A 20,660-nucleotide genomic window follows, 5' to 3' on the forward strand; every position below is an offset into this window, starting at 1 on the left:
GATTTGCACGGCTAGGGATCGTAGGTCACCTGCCTGGGGCGCAACCTTTCGCCGCCCGTGTAGTCCAGATAGGTGTCGTCACCTATGCGGAAGGCGACATCTATCCAATCCGCCAGGGGGATCGAGACGTCCCGTCTTGCGCTCCGGCTTCGGTATAGGGTGCGCAGATGGTCCTCCAACGCAGCCATTTCCGGCGCGAATTGATAGCGATCGGAAGGACCGAGCACCGCTTCGTATTCCGAGCAGCCGCGCTTGATCGTCATGACGATATCGGGCCCTAAGAAGGGGCGTGCGTCGATGATCTGGCGCACGGCCCTGTATGTCGCCCGCGCGGCATCCAGGCCATTCGTGTAGAAATAGCCCGCATAGACGTTTTGCGAAAAGCGGTTGTCGAGGTCCACGCCCCATTTGGACCGGCAGGGCAGTCCCTTGGCGACATCCAACGCGGCGATCAGCTCGCGCAAACTGCGCGGAACGACTTTCACCTTGTAGCAATTGCGGCAGCCATGCGGGACGGCGGACTGGGCATAGGCGCCGTAAAACAGGAAATCCATCAGGAAGTCGCATCCCAAAGGCGGCCCGTAGTCCACGACGACCCAATGCCTGTCGGGTAAGGGGGAGCCGGCGATCCGCAGCGTCCCGTCGCCTTGCCCGGTCAGATAGCCGGAGTTGAGAGAGCGCCGCAGATTCTCGCCAACGGTCGAACCGCCGACCCGAAACGCCAGCGGATCCTCCGGGGCCTCATCCGTCCGATCGCTCATCGCTTTCCCCGAGCCGGGCCGCCGATCAGCATGTTAGCCGATGCCCGCATAGACCGCCCCCGTTCGCAGCATTTCCAGCCGGCGATAGACATCTCCGAGGACATGGGCGGCCGTCGCCTGCACCTCCGGCGTCAAGGCCTGCCGCTTGGTCGGCGCGGGACCGGCATAGGGCATGTTGGGGGCCTTGGCGTCGAACGCGGCAGCTTCGGCCAGCCTGGCGCGATCTTCAGTGTCGACGTCGACCCCGAAATGCGGAAGCATCCGGGTCCACACCGCTTCGGGCAATTCGTCGTAGTTGACCAGCAATCCGCCGCCCCGCGCATAGGGGTCGATCGCGGCCTCGCAGGTCCGCCGCAGGACCCGCGCGCAATAGTCCGCGGGGTCCCGGTCGTCGGCGGCGGTCAGGCCGAACAGCTCGGGCGGCAGGATACCCGGCACCGTCTGGATGCCGCGCTCCGACATTTGCGACGCGAGCACGTCGGCGGGCCGGCGATACAGGAAAACCCAGGGCACGTCCGGAAAGACGAGGCGGAAGAGCGGCAACGCCAAGGTGTGCCAGCTGTCCAGCTTGATGAAATACCGCTCTTGCACCGCGCTGCGCCGCCGGCCGAGGGCGCGAACCATGGCGGACAGCAGCGGCGCGCGGGGCAAGCGGCCGAAATCGAGGCGCACGACGGCGTCGAGCGGGGCAGCCTCGGAGATCACGACGTTCCTCCGGTCCGAAGCCAGCATCTGCGCCGCCAGCGTCGAACCGCAACGGGACATGTGGAATATGAAACCGCTCGGCGGCAACGCGTCCTGGCGCTCGACGAGGCCCGCCAGCTCGGCAAGGGGCGTGCGATAGCGCGCAAGCCGGTTGATGGGGCGGCGCAAGGCGCGGCGCGCCGAATCCTCGAAGAACGGTTCGGCGAGCGGTCCTTCGCCGAAATAAGCCCAGTCGACGCAGATCTGGTTGTTCGCCGCCACGATGTTGACCGGAAGCCAGCCGGCCAGCGGGACGTCGCCGGTCGGCGGCGCATTGGACCAGCGCCTCAGACCCAGCGGATCGTCATGCAGCGCCGCCCGAAGCTCCGCTTCGGCGAGGCGAAACCCGCCCGCATCGGCGCGCTCGAGGGCCCTGGTGACGAACGGCTCCAGATCGTCGATGTCCTTCAGCGCATCCTGCAAGGCAGGATCGGCCAGCACGGATGCACGGAAGCGGCCGAGTTCGGCTGAAAAGCCCGCTCCGTCGATCATCGTGCCGGCCCGTTCCATCGCAAGCGTGCCCTTTTCTCCCGCGGCCGCGCTACGCCGATCCGCCGGCGAGTGCGTCCCCCAGCCACCGATCTGCGACCGCATCGATCACCAGATGAACGCGGTCGGTGGTGCCCGCATTCGCCACGCTATGAGGATCGGACAGCCGCAGATACCAGGCGCTGCCGGGCGCCAGCGTCACCGGCGTTTCGTTGAGCAGGAATTGGACGTCCGGGTTGGTCGTGATCGGAACATGGATGCGCGCGAACCCGGATTCGAAATCCAGGTCGCTATCGCGGTGCCGCTTGATCCGCGATCCGGCTTTGAGCCGCATCAGCCGAACGCATTGCAGGGGGCATTCGAAGCGCGCCAGCACCTGACGGAAATAATGGGTTTGCGCGAGCAGCGCGCCGTCTTCGAACGCCGTCGCCGCCGGATCCGGATAGATCATCATGACCGGGTGGCGGGCACCGGCAGGGCCGCGCAGCGGCAACACTTGCCAGTCTCCCTCGTAGTTCTGCTTGACGAAGTGCTCGATCCATTTGTCGCCCTCCACGCGGCGGAGATCGTTCAGCAACCGCTCGGGATCGAAGGAAAAAGGAAGCCGCACGCGGTCCGAAACCGTCCAATTCGGGGAACCCGTCACAACGCTCTGGATTGGGGCGTTTGCACTCATGCGCAGCTTCGATCCTTCGTCGAACCTCACCGGCGGCCCGGAAGCCGGGCCGGCCGCTCTCGCACGCAACGCACACGCAAAATATACCCATATTCGCGCCGCCGGCACGCGGAAAACGACCCCGCCGTCCTCACACGAAGCAGGCGATCTCGACGATATTCGGCGCGACGGGGTAACCCGTCACCTCGACATTGGCCGCGTCCAGCCAGGCATGGGCCTCGAGCGGACTATCGACTTTCTTGCCGGCGCCGAAGCGCATCACGCTGGTCACGCCGCGCCGCCGGAGCATGAACTGTGCGGCCATGGCTTGCGGCAGGCACACCGCGCGGAACGGCACATGCCGTGCGGCGCGGGTGACGGCCCAGCCCGTTTCCCGGGCGATCAGCGCGTCTCGCGGGAGAGCCTGCGCCGCCCCGTGCGACGCGCGCGGATCGGTCGGCGACACGAACGTGCCAAGCCGCCGCGCCAATCGCGGGAAGGGAACGAAGACCAGCGCCAACCGCGCCGCGAGCAGACACGTCGCGGCCTCCACGACGAGAAGGCGCCGGCGGCCATCGACTTGCACAAACCTGCGCAGCGGATGAGGGATCGAGGACAATCGCGCCATGCTCCACCAATTCGTCGCGCCCCGCGTGCACCTGGAACAGCGTATGGTCTGAGCGCCGCACACCCTGTCGCGACAGCGGCATGCGAACAGGCCTCGCCGTCGGGCCACAAATGCTGCCAGAGCGATCCCGCTTTGGCAACAAACAAGCCCCGCCGGCGCGGTGCGTTGCGGAGGCTCAGACCTCGGCGCCTCCGGTCCTTTCATAGCGCGGCACCAGCAGGTGCACCACGCCGAGCGCCACGAGATAGGCGCAGGCCGCCATGATGAAGATCGGCGTGTAATTCTTGTCCGTCGCCTGGAGGATATAGCCGTTGAACTTGGCGATCAGCATGCCGCCGGTGGCGCCCGCCGCGCCGCCGAGGCCGACCACCGAGCCCGCCGCCCAGCGCGGGAACAGGTCGGAGGGCAGCGCGTAGAGATTGGCCGAGAAGCCCTGATGGCCGGCACAGGCAAGGCCGAGCAGCCCGACCGCCAGCCAGATATTGCCGACATTCGCCGCGAAGGCGACGGGAACGACGACGAGGGCGCAGAGAAGCATCGCGGTCTTGCGCGACAGGTTCAGGTTCCAGCCGCGGCCGAGAAGCGTCGAGGAGCCCCAGCCGCCGGCGATGGAGCCGAGATCGGCCAGCACATAGATCGCCACCAAAGGCGGTCCATAGGATTTGAGGTTGAGGTGGTAACGGGAGTCGAAGAAATCGGGCAGCCAGAACAGGAAGGTCCACCAGATCGGATCGATCAGGAAGCGGCCGGCCATATAGGCCCAGGTCTGGCGCCGCCGCAGGAGCTGGATCCACGGCGTCGGCGCGTGGCTGTCCGGAGTGCGGTCGGATTCGATATGCGCCAGTTCCTGGGGCGAGACGCCGCGATGCTCGCGCGGGCGGCGATAGAACCTCAGCCAGACGACCAGCCAGACCACAGTCAGCAATCCCGTCAGGATGAACGCCATCTGCCAGCCGAAGGCGAGCGTGACGATGGGCACGATCAGGGGCGCCAGGATCGCGCCGATATTCGTGCCCGCGTTGAACAGGCCGATGGCGAGCGTGCGCTCCTTGGTCGGGAACCACTCCGCGATGGCCGCGAGCGACGCGGGAAACGCGCCCGCCTCGCCCAGGCCCAGCGGAATCCGCACGATGGAAAATCCGACGGACGACGTGACGAAGGCGTGCGCCATATGGCCGATCGTCCACAGCGACACCGCGATGGCATAGCCGGCGCGCGCGCCGATCTTGTCCACGATGCGGCCGAAGGCGAGATAGCCGACGGCATAGGCAAGCTGGAAATAGAAGACGACATTGCCGTAGCCGACAGGGGTCCAGTTATATTTCCGGGCCAGCGTGGGCTCGAGCACGCTCAAGACCTGCCGGTCGATATAGCTGAGCGCGAGCGCCGCGAAGAGCAGCGCGCAGACGATCCAGCGGGTGCCGCCGACGGGGGGTGCCGCCTGCTTTGCCGGCGCGGCGCTCATCGCCTCAGCCCGCGACCGTCAGGACGGCCGTCTTCAGATCCTGCGAATTGCCGCCGACCATCACGTCGAAGGCGCCGGGCTCGACCACCCGCTGCATGGCCTGGTTGTACATGCGCAGTTCGTGCGGGCCGAGGGTGAAGGTCAGGGTCTTGCTCTCGCCGGGCGCCAGCGTGACGCGCGCAAAGCGCTTGAGCTCCTTCACCGGCCGCGTGACGGAAGCGACCTGCTGATGAAGATAAAGCTGCACCACCGCGTCGCCGGCGACGGCGCCGGTGTTCTTCACGTCGACCGAGACGGTCGCGGACCCGTCGGGCTTGATCGTGGCCGCCGAGAGGCGCGGCGCGGAGATGTCGAAGGTCGTGTAGCTCAGCCCCCAGCCGAACGGGAACAACGGCGCGACGCTGTCGAACAGATAGCCGCGATGCGCCGAGGGCTTGTAGTCGTAGAACATCGGAAGCTGGCCGACCGAGCGCGGGATCGTCACCGGCAGGTGGCCGCCGGGATTGGCGTCGCCGAACAGGATATCGGCCATCGCGATGCCGGTGTTCTGGCCGAGATACCAGCCTTCGACCAGCGCGTTCGCCTTGGCGTTCGCGTTGACGACGGAGAGCGGTCGTCCGTTGATCAGCACGATCACCAGCGGTTTGCCCAGCGCGGCCATCGCGTCGATCAGCGCGTCCTGCTGGCCGACGAGGTCGAGGCTGTCGCGGTCGCCCAGATGGTTGTCGGCCCAGGCCTCGCGGCTGGTCTGCTCGGTGTCGCCGATCACCAGCACGATGGTGTCGGCCTTCCTCGCGACGTCCGCGGCGTCGGCGATGCGCTTGCGGTTCTCGGCCGGGTCCGCTAGCTTGACGTCGTCGGCGTTCCAGTCGCTGGACTCGGTGATGCGCACGCCTTCGGAATAAAGAACGTTCACCGCCGGACCGAGCTTCGCCTTGATGCCGTCGAGCACATCGACCGTGTGGCGCGGCACGCCGGCATAGCCGCCGAGATGGATCCCGGCGGCGTTGGGCCCGATCACCGCCAGCGTCTTGATGGACTTGCTCAGCGGCAGGGTGCCGTCGTTCTTGAGCAGCACGACCGCGCGGCGCGCCGCCTCGGTCGCCAGGGCGTCCGCATCGGCATTGCCGACCAGCGCATCGGCGGCGGCGACGTCGCGATAGGGATGCTCGAACAGCCCGGCCTCGAATTTCAAGGTGAGAAAGCGGCGGACGGCGGCGTCGATCTCTTTCTCGGCGATCTTGCCGGCCTTCACCGAGGCGACGAGCGTGCCGAACGAGGCGCCGTTGGGATTGTCGACGTCGACGCCCGCGCGCAGCGCGCGCACCGCGCCCGCCGCGTGGTCGGGCACGACGTGGTGGATGTCGGTCAGCTGCTCGATGGCGAAATAGTCGCTCACCACCGCGCCCTTGTAGCCCCATTCGCCGCGCAGCACGTCGCGCAGCAGCCAGGTGTTCACATGGCTCGGCACGCCGTCGATCTCGTTGTAGGACGCCATGACCGCGCCGATCTTGGTGCGGTGCACCGCTTCCTCGAAGGGCGGGAAGAAGAATTCGCGCAGCGTCCGCTCGCCGTAAGGCGCCGGGCCGACATTGGTGCCGCTTTCGGGCTGGCCGTGGCCGGTCATGTGCTTGAGGGTCGCGAACACCTTGTCGGAGCCGAGCGGCAGCGCATCGCCCTGCAGGCCCTCGATGGCGGCGACGCCCATCTCGCCGACCAGATAGGGATCCTCGCCGAAGGTTTCCTCGATGCGGCCCCAGCGCGGATCGCGCGCCACGTCGACCACCGGCGACAGCACTTCGCTGATGCCGCGCGCGGCGAGTTCGCGCCCCGTCACCGCGTTGGCGCGGCGCACGAGATCGGGGTCCCAGGTCGAGGCGAGCGCGATGGCCTGCGGGAAGCTCGTGCCGTCCACCACAACGGCGCCGTGCAGGCCCTCCTCGTGGAAGAAGACGGGGATGCCGAGCCGCGTCTGTTCGACCGCCCAGTGCTGGATGTCGTTGACCAGCGCGGTCGCCTCGCGCGTGTTGCGCGCCGCGCCGGTGCGCGTGGTGCCCTGGAGGTCGCCCGGCCGCGCGATCTGGCCGATGCCGTAGGGAAGCTGGGCGCTCGCCTTGGCGGGATCGAAGGTCCCGTCGGGCTTCAGGATGGTGTCCTTGTTGTTCCAGATCGTGCCGATCTGCGCGACCTTCTCTTCCAGCGTCATGCGCTTGAGCAGGTCTTCGACGCGCGCGGGGATCGGCGCGGCGGCATTCTTATAAAGCGGCGCCGTGCTGGCCGGCGGGGCGGCGGGCTTGTGCGGCTTGCCGTGATGCGCCGGCGCGGCGCCCGAAAGAGCGATCGCGGCCATGGCGGCGGCGACCACCGCGAGCGTGCCGGAAACCGCCCGTTGGAGCGTCATCGTCGTCCCCTCTCCTCGCGCCCGCCGGTCACGCGCCGCAGGCTGTTCTGGTAACGCTATCAGCGTAGGTATTGCTGGCGTTTTTGTAAAGCTCAGCCCGGGGAGTTTTGCCGTCTCAGCGCGCATCGCCGCCATCGACGCCCGGTCGCCGCGCTGGAATGTGAGCGAGAATGGGCGTCACGCGAAAGCTCTTTCGAAAGGGGTCGTGTGGTTGAGCGGCGCCGTGCATAGTGGTAACGCTACCTCCGACGGCGGCAAAGCGAAATATGCCAACGATTTCGCTGCGTTAGCGAACAAAATTGGTGCGGTGCAATATGAGGCTGGGGAGGCTCGTTTTTGCCGCGGCGGCGGTCGCTCTGGCGATCGCCCCCACGCGGGCCGCGACCTTCCATCTGTTCGACGGCAAGACGGTGGCCGGCATCGCCTATGACGGCGGCGAGCCCATACATAAAGTCGCCGCGATGCTCGCGAGCGATCTCGGCCATCTGACCGGCAAGACGGCCGCTGTCGCGCCGGCCGGCGCGGCGGCGGAGGGGCCGCTCGTCATCGTCGGCCCGATGGATTCGCCCGCCATCGCGGCGCTGCTCCAGGCGAACCGGATCGACACCGCGCCGCTCGCCGGCAAATGGGAAAGCTATGGCCGCGCCGTCGTCGCGATGCCGGACGAGCGGAAGGCACTCTTGATCTTCGGGTCGGATGTGCGCGGCACGATATATGGCGTGGTCGATCTCACCCGGGAGATGGGCGTGTCCCCATGGGAATGGTGGGCGGACGTGGCGCCGCGCCGCGTGTCCGTCCTCGCGGTCGATGCCGGCCTGCATTATTCTAAGGAGCCCAGCGTCAAATACCGCGCCATCTTCCTGAACGACGAGGATTTCGGGCTGAAGCCCTGGGCGGCGAAGACTTTCGAGCCGGAAGCCGGCACGATCGGGCCGAAGACCTATGCGCGCATCTTCGAGCTGATGTGGCGGCTGAAAGCCGACACGCTGTGGCCGGCGATGCACAAGGGCACGGTCGCGTTCGACGAGGAGCCGGGCAATGCCGAGATGGCGGATTCCTATGCCGTCATCCACGCGACCAGCCATGCCGAGCCGATGCTGCGCAACAACGACCGCGAATGGGATTCCGCGAAACGCGGGCCGTTCAACTGGCGGACCAACCGGGCGCAGCTTCTCGACTATTGGGACGGCGCGGTCGACAGCCACAAGCAGTTCGAGAACATCTACACACTCGGCCTGCGCGGCGTCGGCGACGTGCAGATGCAGGGCGCCGACGGCCCGGCGCAGATGCGCGATATCCTGACCGACGTCTTCGCGCAGCAGCGCGCGATCCTGGAACATCGCCTCGGCAAGCCGGCGAACCGGATACCGCAGGTCTTCACGCCCTATAAAGAAGTGCTGCCCGCCTACGACACCGGCCTGAACGTCCCCGACGACGTGACGCTGACCTGGCCGGACGACAATTTCGGCTATATCCGCAGGCTGTCCAACGCGGCGGAGCGGGCGCGCTCCGGCGGATCGGGCGTCTACTACCACATCTCCTATTGGGGCGGGCCGATGAGCTATCTGTGGCTCGCGAGCCAGCACCCGGCGCTGATATGGGAGGAGATGAACAAGGCCTATCGCTTCGGGGCGCGGCGCATCTGGGTGCTGAATGTCGGCGACATCAAGCCGGGCGAGTATCTGACGCAGCTCTTCCTCGACATGGCGTGGGACAATGGCGCCTTCCCCGACATCGCGCATGTCCGCGCCCATCTGCGCGACTTCGCGGCCAGGACGTTCGGCGCCGAGCACGCCGATGAAATCGCCGACCTGCAATGGCGCCATTACGACCTCGCCTTTTCGCGCAAGCCCGAATTCATGGGCTTCAACGCGCAATATCCGGTGACGACGGCGCCGCGCCGGACCGACTACAACATGGACGATTTCGGCGACGAGAATGCACGGCGGGCCGATGCCTATGGCGAGATCGCGGCGCGGGCGGAGCATCTGCGCCAGGCGCTGCCGCCCGACCGCCGGGACGCGTTCTTCGAGCTTGTCGCCTATCCGGTTCTCTCCGCCGCCGCCATCAACGAGCGCGCGCTGGATATCGACACGGCGATCGCCTTCGGCCTGCAGCGGCGCGCCAGCGCGACCGCCTATGCCGCCGAGGCGCTCGACGCGCATCGCCGGATCGTTGCGGCGGCGGACTATTACAACGGCGCGCTCGCGGGCGGAAAATGGCGCGGGATGATGGACATCGCGCCGGCGCGGCTGCCGCAATTCTCCGAGCCCGCCTATCCGGCCTGGGCCGGCGTCGAGGACGAGACCTGCGCCCTGCAAGCCGAGGGCGGCGCCTACGACGACATCGGTGGCGCGACGCCGGCGCTGCCCGTCTTCCAGCGCGAGGTGCCGCGCGAGCGCTACATCGATCTCTTCCTCAAATCGCCGGCCCAGGTCGCGTGGACGGCGACGCCGGACGCGCCCTGGATTCATCTGGACCGCGTGAAAGGCACCTTCGGCGGAAACGCGACGGAGCAGCGCCTGCACGTCTCCGTCGATTGGAAGACCGCGCCGGATGGCGGCCAAGGCTCCGTCGCGCTCGGATGCGAGGGCACGGCGACGAAATTCCAGGTCACTGTCCGCGTCGCGCCGCGCAATGCCGTGACGGACGTCTCGTTCCTAGAGAGCGAACGGATTGTTTCCATCTATGCAACCCATGCCGACGCGACGAGCGGCGCCTGGGAGACGCTCGATGGATTGGGCCATACCGGCGCAAGCCTGCGCAGCCGGCTGGAGAACAAGTCGGTGGACGATCCCGCCGCCGCGCCGAGCGCGACCTATCGCTTCGCCACGACGACGGGCGACGACAAGGCGAGCCTGCGCGTCGTCGCGCTGCCGACCTTGCCGATCACGTCGGAGAACGGGTTGCGCGTCGCCGCGTCCATCGACGGCGCGGCGCCGGCGATCCTCGACCTGAAGGCGCCGGAGTTCAGCGCCGCCTGGCGGCAGAACGTGCTGACCAACACCGCCGTCGGCGTCGTGAACAACCTCGTGCTCAAGCCGGGCGCGCATGTGCTGAAGGTCTGGGCGCTCGACCCGGGCGTGATCCTCGACCGCTACGAGATCGCTTTCGACGGCGCGCCCCGCGCCTATGACCCCGTTCCCGAAACACGGATCGTGAAATGAGCGAACTCTCCCGCCGCCACCTGCTCGCCCTGTCCGCCGCCGCTGCGGCACTTGCCCCCCTGCCCGCCTTCGCAGGCGACGCACCGGATTCGCTGAACGGGCTGGCCGGCGCCAAGGGCCTGCGCTTCGGAAGCTGCCTCGGCACCGGACCGAGCGGCGCGCCGCATGGCGCCAATTTCGATCCGCGCCGTTCGGCGTCCTATGACGATCCGCGGATGCGCGAGCTCTTCGTGCGCGAATGCGGCATCCTGGTGCCGGAGAACGAGCTCAAATGGTACGCGATCCGCCCGACGCCGGAGGTGTTCGATTTCTCGCGTGCCGACACGCTGATGGATTTCGCCGCCGCGAACGGGCTGTTGGTCCGTGGGCATACCCTTTTGTGGAACAGCCCGAAATGGTTTCCGAAGTGGTTCGAGACCTATGATTTCGGCAGCCGACCGGCGACCGAGGCCGAGCGGTTGCTGACCGAGCACATCAAGACGGTCTGCGCCCATTGCGGCAATCGGATCTTCGCCTGGGACGTCGTCAACGAGACGATCGACCACGACACCGGCCTGATGCGCGACACGCCGTTCACGAAATATCTCGGCCTTGAAACCATCGACATCGCCTTCCGCGCGGCGCGCGCGGCGGCGCCGAAAGCGCAGCTCGTCTATAATGATTACATGGCCTGGGGCGCGCACAACGCGGCGCATCGCGGCGGCGTGCTGAAACTGCTGGAGCGCCTGCGCAGGAACGGCGTCCCCATCGACGCCCTCGGCGTGCAGGCCCATATCGGCCCCGGCGCGCCGGAAGGCGATGCCGTCTTCACCGCCGACGACCAGAAAAGCTGGCGCGGCTTCATCGCGGACGCGACGGCGATGAACCTGGACGTCGTGATCACCGAACTGGACGTGAACGACCGCTATCTGCCGGCCGATATCGCTGCGCGCGATGCCGCGATCGCGGCGCTGGCGAAGGATTATCTCTCGCTCATGCTGGACGAAAAACGGCTGCGCTATGTGATGGCCTGGGGCCTGGTCGACAAATATTCCTGGCTGCAGGACAACACGCCACGCGCCGACGGACTGCCCAAGCGGCCGAGCCCCTATGACAACGACTACCAGCCGAAACCGCTGCGCGAAGCCATCGCCGCCGCGTTCCGCGCGGCGCCGCAAAGGAGCTGGCTCCTATGACTCCGAACCGGCGCGACGTGATGGGCGGCCTGGCCGCGATGGGAAGCGCGCTCGCCGGCCCGGCAGGCGCCGCCGCCAAGCCCTGGCGTGTCGGCGACGCGGGGGCGCAGAGCATGCCCGCCCGGCCCTATCGCGCGCCCTGGACGCATCCGGCATGAAACGACCGCTCCTCATCCTCGCCGCCGCCTTGGCGCTGTCCGCGTGCAGCACTTTCGCGACCGCGCCGCCGCCCGCGACCGCACCGGCCGCGCCGCCGGGCGCCGGCATTGTCGACGACATCGATCCGGCGAAGATCGACACGGTGCTGAAAGGCTTCGTCGACAGCCATGCGCTGGTCGGCGTCTCCGCCCTCGTCTTCCAGGACGACCGCGAGGTCTATTTCGGCGCCTTCGGCCAGGCGGACCGCGAGGCCAAGGTGCCGATGGCCCGCGACACGCTGGTGCAGATCTACTCCATGACCAAGCCGGTGTCCGGCGTCGCGCTGCTGCAGCTCTATGAGCGCGGGCTGTTCAGGCTGGACGACCCGGTGGCGAAATACATTCCCGAACTCGCCGACGTCAAAGTCCTCGCCGGGCTCGACAAGGACGGCAAGCCGATCCTGGAGACGCCGCACCGGCCGATGACGGTGCTGGACCTGATGCGCCATACCTCCGGCCTGGCGTCGAGCTATTCGACGGTCGACTACATCAAGAGCGAGGTCGCGCGGCTCGAACCGGGGGACAAGACGCACACGCTGGCCGAGGAGGCGCGCATCCTCGGGACCATCCCGCTCGCCTTCCATCCCGGCGAGCGCTGGCTTTACGGTCCGTCGGTCGACATGCAGGCGCTGCTGGTGGAGCGGCTGTCGGGCGAGCCGTTCGACAGATATCTGCAGGCGCACATCTTCGGCCCGCTGAAGATGGCGGACACCGGCTATTATGTCGGGCCGGAGCGGCGCGCGCGGCTGACGGCGCTCTACGATTGGCAGCCGGACGGATCGATGATGCGCGCGCCGGACGACCGCGCCTTCGCGTTCAACACCGCCCATTGGCCGCTGACGCCGGGCACCTTCGGCCTCGTCTCGACCCTAGACGACTACATGCGTTTCGCCCGGATGCTGGAGCATGAGGGCGAGCTCGACGGCGTGCGCATCCTGCGGCGCGAGACGGTGCGGCTGATGTCGACCAACCAGCTTCCGAACGCGATCACCGACCGCTCCTGGCTGCCGATCAAGGGCCGCGTCGGCTTCGGCCTCGACGTCGCGGTCCGGCTTGCGCAGCCGCAAGGCGACGAAGCCGCCGGCACGATCGGCGAGTTCTTCTGGGACGGCGCCGCCGACACGCTGTTCTGGGTCGATCCGGTCAACCGCATCGCGGCGGTGCTGTTCACGCAATACATGACGTTCGGCAAGGTGCCGCTGCATCCGGCGTTCCGCGGCGCGGTCTATGCCCATTCGCATTGAGGATTCCACCATGAAATCGCTGTCGCGTTGCCTGCTGTTGGCGCTCGCGCTGTTGCTTCCGCAAATCGCGCATGCAGAGGACGGCTACGATTTGTGGCTGCGCTATCGGCCGGTGGAACGGCAATGGCTGACGCCCTATCGCGCGAACGTCGCGGCGCTGATGCCGCGCGGCACCTCGCCGACCATCCAGGCCGCGACGGACGAGCTTTCGCGCGGGCTGTCCGGCCTGCTCGACAGGCCCGTCCCGGTCGTCGCCGATCTCGCGGCCGACGGCACCATCGTTTACGGCACGCCGGGGAATTCGTCCCTGATAAAGGCGCTGGCGCCGTCGCTCGCGAAGCTCGGCGACGAGGGTTATCTGATCCGGAGCCTCGACCGCGGCGGCCATAAGGTCACGGTCATCGCGGCCAACAGCGACGCGGGCGTGCTCTACGGCGCATTCGCCTATCTGCGGCTGCTGCAGACGCGCCAGACCGTCGACCAGCTCGACATTGTGTCCGCACCCCGGCTGAAGGTCCGCATCCTCGATCATTGGGACAATCTCGACCGCACCCAGGAGCGCGGCTATGCCGGCTTCTCGATCTGGGACTGGCACAAGATGCCGGACTATATGAGCCCGCGCTACACCGACTATGCCCGCGCCGACGCCTCGGTCGGCATCAACGGCGCGGTGCTCAACAACGTGGCGGCGAACGCGAATGTCCTCACGCCGCTCTATCTCGCCAAGGTCGCGGCGCTGGCCAATGTGCTGCGGCCCTATCACATCCGGGTCTATCTCGCCGCACGCTGGAGCGCGCCGATCGAGCTCGACCACCTGACGACCGCCGATCCGCTCGACCCCGAGGTCCAGGCGTGGTGGAAGGCCAAGGTCGACGAGATCTACAAATACGTGCCCGATTTCGGCGGCTTCCTGGTGAAGGCCAATTCGGAAGGCCAGCCCGGGCCCGGCGACTATCACCGCACCCATGCCGACGGCGCCAATGTGCTGGCCGACGCGCTGAAGCCCCATGGCGGCATCGTGATGTGGCGCGCCTTCGTCTATGCGGCGGAGAACCCGGAGGACCGCGCCAGGCAGGCCTATAACGAATTCGTGCCGCTGGACGGCAAGTTCCGGGACAATGTCGCGGTGCAGGCCAAGAACGGCGCGATCGACTTCCAGCCGCGCGAGCCGTTCCATCCGCTGTTCGGCGCCCTGCCGCACGGCAACCTGTTCCTGGAAGTGCAGCTCACCAAGGAATATCTCGGGCTCGCCACCAGCCTCACCTATCTGGCGCCGCTCTACGAGGAAGCGCTGAACAGCGACACCTATGCGAAGGGGCCGGGTTCGACGGTGGCGAAGGTCGTCGACGGCTCGCTGTTCGGCAATACGCTGACCGGCATGGCCGGCGTCTCCAATGTCGGCGACGACCGAAACTGGACCGGCTCCGAATTCAACCAGGCGAACTGGTATGCCTTCGGGCGCCTGGCGTGGGACCCGTCGCTCGCCGCGCGCGCCATCGCCGAGGAATGGACGAAGATGACCTTCACCGACGATCCGCGTTTCGTCGCGCCGGTGGTCGACATGATGATGGCCTCGCGCGAGGCGGTGGTCGACTACATGACGCCGCTGGGCCTGCATCACCTGATGGCGACCGGCCATCACTACGGCCCCGGCCCCTGGGTGGACGACCTGAAGCGTCCGGACTGGAATCCGGTCTACTATCACAAGGCCGACGCGGCGGGCCTCGGTTTCGACCGTACCTCGACCGGCAGCAACGCCGTGGCGCAATACGCGCCGCCCGTCGCCAAGGAATTCGAGAACATCGACACGACGCCGGAGAAATTCCTGCTCTGGTTTCACCATGTGCCGTGGGACCGCAAATTGGCTTCGGGGCGGACGCTGTGGGACGAGTTGGTCGTGCGCTACGACGAAGGCGTCGCGGCGACCGCGCGGGCCGGGGCGACCTGGGCGAAGATGAAGCCCTTCGTCGATGCCGAACGCTATGACGAGGAAGCCGCCTATCTCGCGATCGAGCACAAGGAGGCGCAGTGGTGGCGCGATGCCTGCCTCGCCTATTTCGAGACCTTCTCGAAGAGGCCGTTCCCGGCGGGCCATGCGGCGCCGCCGCACGACGTCGCCTATTACAAGGCGATCGACTTTCCGTTCGTGCCGGGGCATTGAGGAGCATTCATCGCGTGTTCAGCTTGCCCGCACCTATATTGAAGTATGAGCGCCACGCGTGAACGCCCGGCGCGCCGGCGCGTTCTTGCTGGCATTGCAGGTTCCCAGATGGAGGCCTCACCCATGAAATCCGCTTACGCCGTATTCGCGTGCCTGCTCGCCGTCGCGCCGGCGATCGCCGCGCCGCCGCCCAAGGGACCGATCTGCATCGATCCGAAGTGGGACTATCAGGCGCGCTGGCTCTCGGGCAACGTCATCGTGGCCAAGCAGACGCTCGGACACGATCATCGCGAGCTCAAGCTCTCGACCACCTGCATCGCCCTTCGGGAATACGACTATTTCCGGCTGGCGTCGGATTTCCACTGCGTCGGCATGGGCGACCATATCGTCGCGGACAAGGTCGGCGGCCGCAGCCAGAGCTGCCGGATCAGCCATGTCGAGCCTTACGTGCCGGCGCCCGCGGCGACGCGGAATTAGGCCGCCAGCGCCGCGTCGAGATCGCCATAGGCCGATATCAGCGCATCGTTGAACGCGGCATTCGCGGCCAAACCGCGCGGGAAGACCTCGCCGAGCGCCAGGAAGCGCGGCACGTCGTTGGCCGCCGAGCCGTTGCAGCCGGCAGCGGTCCGCATCAACAGGGGCGCGAGCGGATCGCCGAGCGGATCGCCGCGCCGGACGGCGTCGGCGACGAATCGCATCCATCCCGCCACGGCGGCGGCGGGCCGCGCCGCCGAACGGCCCTTTGCCAGGATGTCCGCGATCGGCTCCAGCAGGCGATAGGGCAGCTTCAACGAGCCGTCGGACGCGATCTGGATCAGGCGATGGGCGATCGCCGGATTGCGCAGCCGCTTCAGCAGCGCGCCGATATAGGGCTGTATCTCGAGGCCCTTCGCGGGCGCCAGCGTGGCGGCCATGTCCTCGCGCATCATCCGCTCGACGAAGGCGGCGAGCGGCGCATCCGCCATGGCCTCGCCCACCGTCGCGCGGCCGCGCAAGAGGCCGAGATAGGCGAGCGCCGAATGCGCGCCGTTCAACAGGCGCAGCTTCGCCTGCTCATAGGCGTGCACGTCGCGGGTCAATTGCGCGCCGGCGGCGGCGAGATCTGGCATGCCGGGCCCCAGGCAATCCTCGATCACCCATTGCACGAAGCTCTCGCGCTGCACCGGCGCGGCGTCGTCGAGCCCCGTCGTCCGCGCCACCAGCGCCAGCAACGCGTCGTCGCTGGCCGGCGTGATGCTGTCCACCATGGTGGCGGGAAAGCGGACGTCGCCGCCGATCCAGCGCGCCAGGTCGGACTTGCCGGCCGCCTCGGCGAACGCGATCGCGGCCCGGCGCAGCTTGGGGCCGTTCGACGCGACATTGTCGCAGCTCATCACGGTCGGCGCCGGCAGGGACTTGCCGCGCCGCCGCTCCAGCGCGGACACGATCCATCCGATGAGGCTCGCCGGCGCCGCGGCGCCCGCCACGTCATGCGCGATATCGGGATGGGCGAGATCGAGCTCCCCCTGCGCGTCGAGGCAATAGCCCTTCTCCGTCACCGTTATCGTGATCAGCCGGACGTCCGGATGTTCGAGATGCGCGAAGACCCGCGCCGGATCGGCCGGTGCGGCGCAGTAATCCTGGAGCGCGCCGACGATGCGGTAGCGCGGCGCCGCGTCAAGCTCGGCAAGCGTGTAGAGATGATCCTGCGCCGCCAGCGCGGCGGCGAGCGCACCGTGGCGCAGCGCGATTCCGACGATGCCCCAGCGGGGATCGGTCTTGAGCACCGTCTCGACATAGGACGCCTGATGCGCGCGATGGAAGGCGCCGGGCCCGAAATGGACGATGCCGGGACGCACGCGCGACCGATCGTAAGCGGGAACCGCGACGCCGGCGCGGCGGCGGGCGAGAGTCTCTTGCGACAGGCGGGGAAAGGAGGACATGGGCGGATGCTCATACGGCTTGGCCGCCGCCATCAACCGAAAAATGAGCGACCGTGCCCTTGCGAGGACGGCCGCCCAAGTGTTACCGGGGAATCCAACTCAAAACCGCCGCCGCATGAAGAAAAACGGCGGCGGCACTCACATCGCGGACCGCTCAGCCCGCGAATTCATCATCCGCCGACCCGTACCGTCCGCGATCCCCTGCGCCGGCGGCGAAGGGGATCGCGGAGATGACAATCAGAACGAACCGCGGAAGCCGATCAGGAACAGCGTGCCCGGGTTGTAGGAGTAGTTCAGCAGGTTGGGGAACTGCTTGTACGAGCGCCCGATCTTCGCGCGGGTGAGGTTCTGGATGTCGAAGGTGAACTCCGGATCGCTGGGCAGATCGCCGAAGACGTTCGCCAAGCGGAAGCTGGAGGAGAAGTCCAGCTGGCCGTAAGGCAGCGAATGCTCCTCCGTGAACGCGGAAAGGCTGCTGATCAGGCCGTACACGCTGGAGTTCGTGAGCGCCCCGCTCTGGTAGTTGTACGAGCCTCTCAACATCAGGCCGTCATGTTCGTAATAGGCCGTGACGTTGTAAGTCGTCGGCGAAACGCCGAGCACGACCGCCGGCGCCGCGCCGGACGACCTGGTCCGGACGAAAGTGCCGTTCGCCTGGAAGCCGAAGCCCGGAAAGCCGACCGGCTCGAGCAGGAAGTCGAGCGGCTGCACCCAGGTGAGTTCGACGCCGTTGATGGTCTCCAGACCCGTCGCGTTCCGCGCCTGAACGATATTGACGGTGGCGACGTTGGGACCGCCGGCCGCCGTGATCGCCTGCTGCTGCGTGGTCGACAACGTGTCGTAGGTGATGCCGAACTGGGCGAGATAGCTGAACGGCTGCTGCGTCGTGAAGTTGTTCTGGAAGCCGCTCATCATCTTGCGGAACACGCCGACGCCGATATAGCCCTCGCCGCCGGTATAGAGTTCGGCGCCGAAATCGATGTTGGTCGAGTAGTAGGGCCTTAGGTTCGGGTTGCCCAGGTTCCAAGTCGCCGCGTCCGAACCGCCGCCGGAGAGCTGCGGCAGCATGCTGGCCGGATTGGCCCTGGTCAGGGTACGCGATGCCGCCGCCCTTACCTGGAAATCCTCGGCGATTTCCCAGACGATGTTCGCGGACGGCAGGAAGGCCGAATACGAACCCTTGAGAGTCGCCGCCGTGATGGTGTTGGGATACCGCGCACCGTCGGGAGCGGCGATGCCCGAACGCGTCGTGCCGGTCGCGCAGCCCGCCGGCGTGAGCGCGATGTAAGGCGCCACGCCGCAGGTGATCGTCCACAGGTTGCGCGGATCCGCGACCGAGGTATAGCCGGTAAGCGTTTGATCGGTCGTGATGTAGCGGCCGCCGAAATTGTATCGGATATTCTGGCTGCCGCGGTGCAGGGTTCCGGAGAACTCGATATAGGTGCCGACCGTCGACTCGTCGATGACGCCCGAGCTGATGTTGGTGTTGGTGCCGATGCTGAAATTGGTGCGGCCGGGATCCTGCAGATTCGTCGCCGCGCCCGGAGACGGCATGGTGGCGAACGCGTTGTAGTTCGTCACCTTCTTCAGCAAGGCGTAGTTGGCCGCGACGAACCCGTTGGGACCGGCCATCAGATATTGCGGAATGGCCGAATTCGGGATCGTGGGCGCGCCCAGGGTCGGGAACGGCAGGCCCTGGGTATATCCAAAGCCGTTCAGATCCGTCATGCCCCAGCCGGGAAAGGCCGGAAGCGTCGGCGCCGAGACGCTGCAGCCCGGCGATGTGTTGGGCGTGGGCACATAGGTGCTCTCATTCGGGCCGCAATTGACTTCCTTGAAGTAGTTGCCGTTGTCGTAGCCGCGGATCAGGCGATAGGCATCGTCATAGGCCGCGCCGACGGCGACCTTGAACGCGTCGCCGCCATACTCGACGTCGGCGTGCGCGCCCTGGGTGTGCTGGTAGCGCCGCTCCTGCTGCAAGCGCAGATCGCCCTGGTTCCAGGTGAAGTTCGCCGGGTTCTGGAGGCCGCCGGAATTCGGCAGGCCGTCCATCGAGAACGTCGGCGACGAGCCGGTGTTGTCGTAATTGACGATGCCGTTCGGCGTACCGAACAGGAAGGAGGGAGAGTCGCGGAAAAAGTGCGCGCGGCTGTAGTTCAGCTGCGCCTTGACCCTCAGCAGATCCGAAACCTGCCATTCCATCCCGGGATTGACGCTGAAATAGTCGGATTTTTCCTTGTACGGACGCGCTTCCAGCGCCATGGCCGCGTTCGCGAAATTGCCTTTCACGACCACGTTGTTCGTATCGACCTGCTCGTTCATGGGAATGCTGTTGCCGTTGCGCGCAACCCAGAACATATCTTCGCGATCGAGGTTGTTGTCGATCACGCCCAGGATGCCGTCGAAGTAGAAGTGCAGGTCGTCCGTGGGACGGTATTCCAAGGAGAGGATGCCGTTGTACCGGCTGCGGTCGCCGCGTTCGAACATCGGCCGGCCGGTGCGGGGGACCAAGCCGTTGCTGATCTGGTTCATCGTCAGGCCCGGGTTCAGCGCCAGCAGGCGGTCGCCGGTGATCGTCTGTCCGACATAGGCCGCGGGCACGCCGGTGTTCGGGAATGTGGCCGGCAGGCTCCAATCCGTGGCGCCGCCCAAGGTGTTGCAGCTGTTTCCATTGTTGACGCCGGGAATCGCGGCGCAGGTCGGGGCGGGAACCGCCGCCAGCTGCGCGGCGGTGAAGTACTGCGTGGCGTTCAGGTTCGGCGTCGTCAGATTGTTGAAGGCGCCTTCATAGCCCGTCGTCATGGGATGGTTGACCTGGCCGGACAGGCCGAGCAGCACGCCGAACGCTCCGTCGGTGTAGCTGCCGATCACCGTTCCGCGATAGCCGGGATCGCCGCTCTTCGAGTAATCGGTTCCCTGGACGTTGTAGGAAAGATGCGTACCGGGATTGTCGAACGGGCGCAGGCTTCGCATCTCGATCGTGCCGGAAGCGCCGCCTTCGAGCATGCTCGCGGTCGAGGTCTTGGAGACCGTCAATTGCGAGAACAATTCGATCGGAAAGATGTTGAGATCGACTTCGCGGTTGGCGCCGCTCTGGTCCGTGCCGCCGGTCGAAGCCGTCGAGACGACGGCTCCGTTCAGCGTGATCTTGACGAAGTTCGTGTCGAGGCCGCGCAGCGCGATGCGCAGGCCCTCGCCGTCGTTCTCGCGCTGGATGGTGACGCCCGGGATGCGATTGAACGCCTCGGCGATGTTGGTGTCCGGGAACTTTCCGATGTCCTCGGCGAACAGCGTGTCCGTGAAATTGGTCGAAGCGCGCTTGGCGTCGGTCGATGCCGCCAAGCTCGCGCGGTAGCCCGTCACGACGACGGTTTCGACGGCGTCGTCGGCATGGGCCGGCGCTGTCGCGACGAACGCCGCGCCGATGCCGGCCAGCAATGTCGTGCCCCTCAGCACGGTCCTCGCACGATTGTTCAAGATGCGAAAATGCGCACGCATGCAAACCTCCCCTAGGCGTGTTCGTCTTCCCGCGGGATCGCTCCGCTTGCTCGGCGGCGCGTCCGTTTGTTAGCGGTAGCGAACTTGCGTTTCCTGTTAATCCCCTCGTTATGGTAGCGGTCCCATAACACTGCCTGTTTATTCCTCTGTCAT

General features: G+C 66.8%; 14 protein-coding genes. 6 read left to right on the plus strand and 8 right to left on the minus strand.

Annotated features, from left to right (window positions below):
* Positions 1 to 11: 11 nt before the first annotated feature.
* The 6 genes from WDN01_09495 to WDN01_09520 form a co-directional block, all read right to left on the minus strand.
* Positions 12 to 761: a hypothetical protein gene (locus WDN01_09495; protein MEJ0026249.1), complete on the minus strand. Its 750-nt coding sequence runs from the start codon at positions 759 to 761 to the stop codon at positions 12 to 14.
* 33 nt (positions 762 to 794) lie between these two features.
* Entirely contained in the window at positions 795 to 2,015 is a 1,221-nt protein-coding gene (locus tag WDN01_09500; protein MEJ0026250.1) for a hypothetical protein, read from the minus strand.
* A gap of 31 nt (positions 2,016 to 2,046) precedes the next feature.
* Complete coding sequence (locus WDN01_09505; GenBank protein MEJ0026251.1) at positions 2,047 to 2,700, minus strand: aspartyl/asparaginyl beta-hydroxylase domain-containing protein; 654 nt, start codon at positions 2,698 to 2,700, stop codon at positions 2,047 to 2,049.
* 100 nt (positions 2,701 to 2,800) lie between these two features.
* Entirely contained in the window at positions 2,801 to 3,277 is a 477-nt protein-coding gene (locus tag WDN01_09510; GenBank protein ID MEJ0026252.1) for a lasso peptide biosynthesis B2 protein, read from the minus strand.
* A gap of 175 nt (positions 3,278 to 3,452) precedes the next feature.
* Complete coding sequence (locus WDN01_09515) at positions 3,453 to 4,742, minus strand: MFS transporter (GenBank protein MEJ0026253.1); 1,290 nt, start codon at positions 4,740 to 4,742, stop codon at positions 3,453 to 3,455.
* 4 nt (positions 4,743 to 4,746) lie between these two features.
* Positions 4,747 to 7,143 (minus strand): glycoside hydrolase family 3 N-terminal domain-containing protein, encoded by a 2,397-nt coding sequence (locus WDN01_09520; protein ID MEJ0026254.1) that lies wholly within the window; start codon positions 7,141 to 7,143, stop codon positions 4,747 to 4,749.
* Positions 7,144 to 7,457: 314 nt separating this feature from the next.
* Here WDN01_09520 and WDN01_09525 point away from each other — a divergent pair, with 314 nt between their 5' ends.
* The 6 genes from WDN01_09525 (at position 7,458) to WDN01_09550 (ending at position 15,564) form a co-directional block, all read left to right on the plus strand.
* On the plus strand, positions 7,458 to 10,310 hold the full coding sequence (locus WDN01_09525) for a glycosyl hydrolase 115 family protein (GenBank protein ID MEJ0026255.1): 2,853 nt from the start codon (positions 7,458 to 7,460) through the stop codon (positions 10,308 to 10,310).
* The gene (locus WDN01_09530) at positions 10,307 to 11,485 is read left to right on the plus strand and encodes an endo-1,4-beta-xylanase (protein ID MEJ0026256.1); all 1,179 of its coding nucleotides are present in this window, start codon (positions 10,307 to 10,309) and stop codon (positions 11,483 to 11,485) included. The genes WDN01_09525 and WDN01_09530 overlap by 4 nt, the downstream gene beginning before the upstream one ends.
* Positions 11,482 to 11,643 (plus strand): hypothetical protein, encoded by a 162-nt coding sequence (locus WDN01_09535; protein MEJ0026257.1) that lies wholly within the window; start codon positions 11,482 to 11,484, stop codon positions 11,641 to 11,643. Before WDN01_09530 ends, WDN01_09535 begins: the two co-directional genes overlap by 4 nt.
* A complete protein-coding gene (locus WDN01_09540; protein ID MEJ0026258.1) occupies positions 11,640 to 12,926 on the plus strand; it encodes a serine hydrolase domain-containing protein in 1,287 nt (428 codons plus the stop codon). The genes WDN01_09535 and WDN01_09540 overlap by 4 nt, the downstream gene beginning before the upstream one ends.
* A 10-nt stretch (positions 12,927 to 12,936) precedes the next feature.
* Positions 12,937 to 15,087 carry an alpha-glucuronidase family glycosyl hydrolase gene (locus WDN01_09545; protein ID MEJ0026259.1) on the plus strand — a complete coding sequence of 717 codons (2,151 nt, stop codon included), beginning with the start codon at positions 12,937 to 12,939 and terminating at the stop codon, positions 15,085 to 15,087.
* A 123-nt stretch (positions 15,088 to 15,210) separates the two neighbouring features.
* Positions 15,211 to 15,564 carry a hypothetical protein gene (locus WDN01_09550; GenBank protein MEJ0026260.1) on the plus strand — a complete coding sequence of 118 codons (354 nt, stop codon included), beginning with the start codon at positions 15,211 to 15,213 and terminating at the stop codon, positions 15,562 to 15,564.
* On the opposite strand, the gene WDN01_09555 is transcribed toward WDN01_09550, so the two are convergent.
* The gene (locus tag WDN01_09555) at positions 15,561 to 17,009 is read right to left on the minus strand and encodes a mannitol dehydrogenase family protein (GenBank protein MEJ0026261.1); all 1,449 of its coding nucleotides are present in this window, start codon (positions 17,007 to 17,009) and stop codon (positions 15,561 to 15,563) included. The genes WDN01_09550 and WDN01_09555 overlap by 4 nt on opposite strands.
* A 237-nt stretch (positions 17,010 to 17,246) precedes the next feature.
* On the minus strand, positions 17,247 to 20,507 hold the full coding sequence (locus WDN01_09560; GenBank protein MEJ0026262.1) for a TonB-dependent receptor: 3,261 nt from the start codon (positions 20,505 to 20,507) through the stop codon (positions 17,247 to 17,249).
* Between the last annotated feature and the right edge of the window lie 153 nt (positions 20,508 to 20,660).

Source organism: Rhizomicrobium sp. (assembly GCA_037200985.1).
Taxonomy (GTDB): domain Bacteria; phylum Pseudomonadota; class Alphaproteobacteria; order Micropepsales; family Micropepsaceae; genus Rhizomicrobium.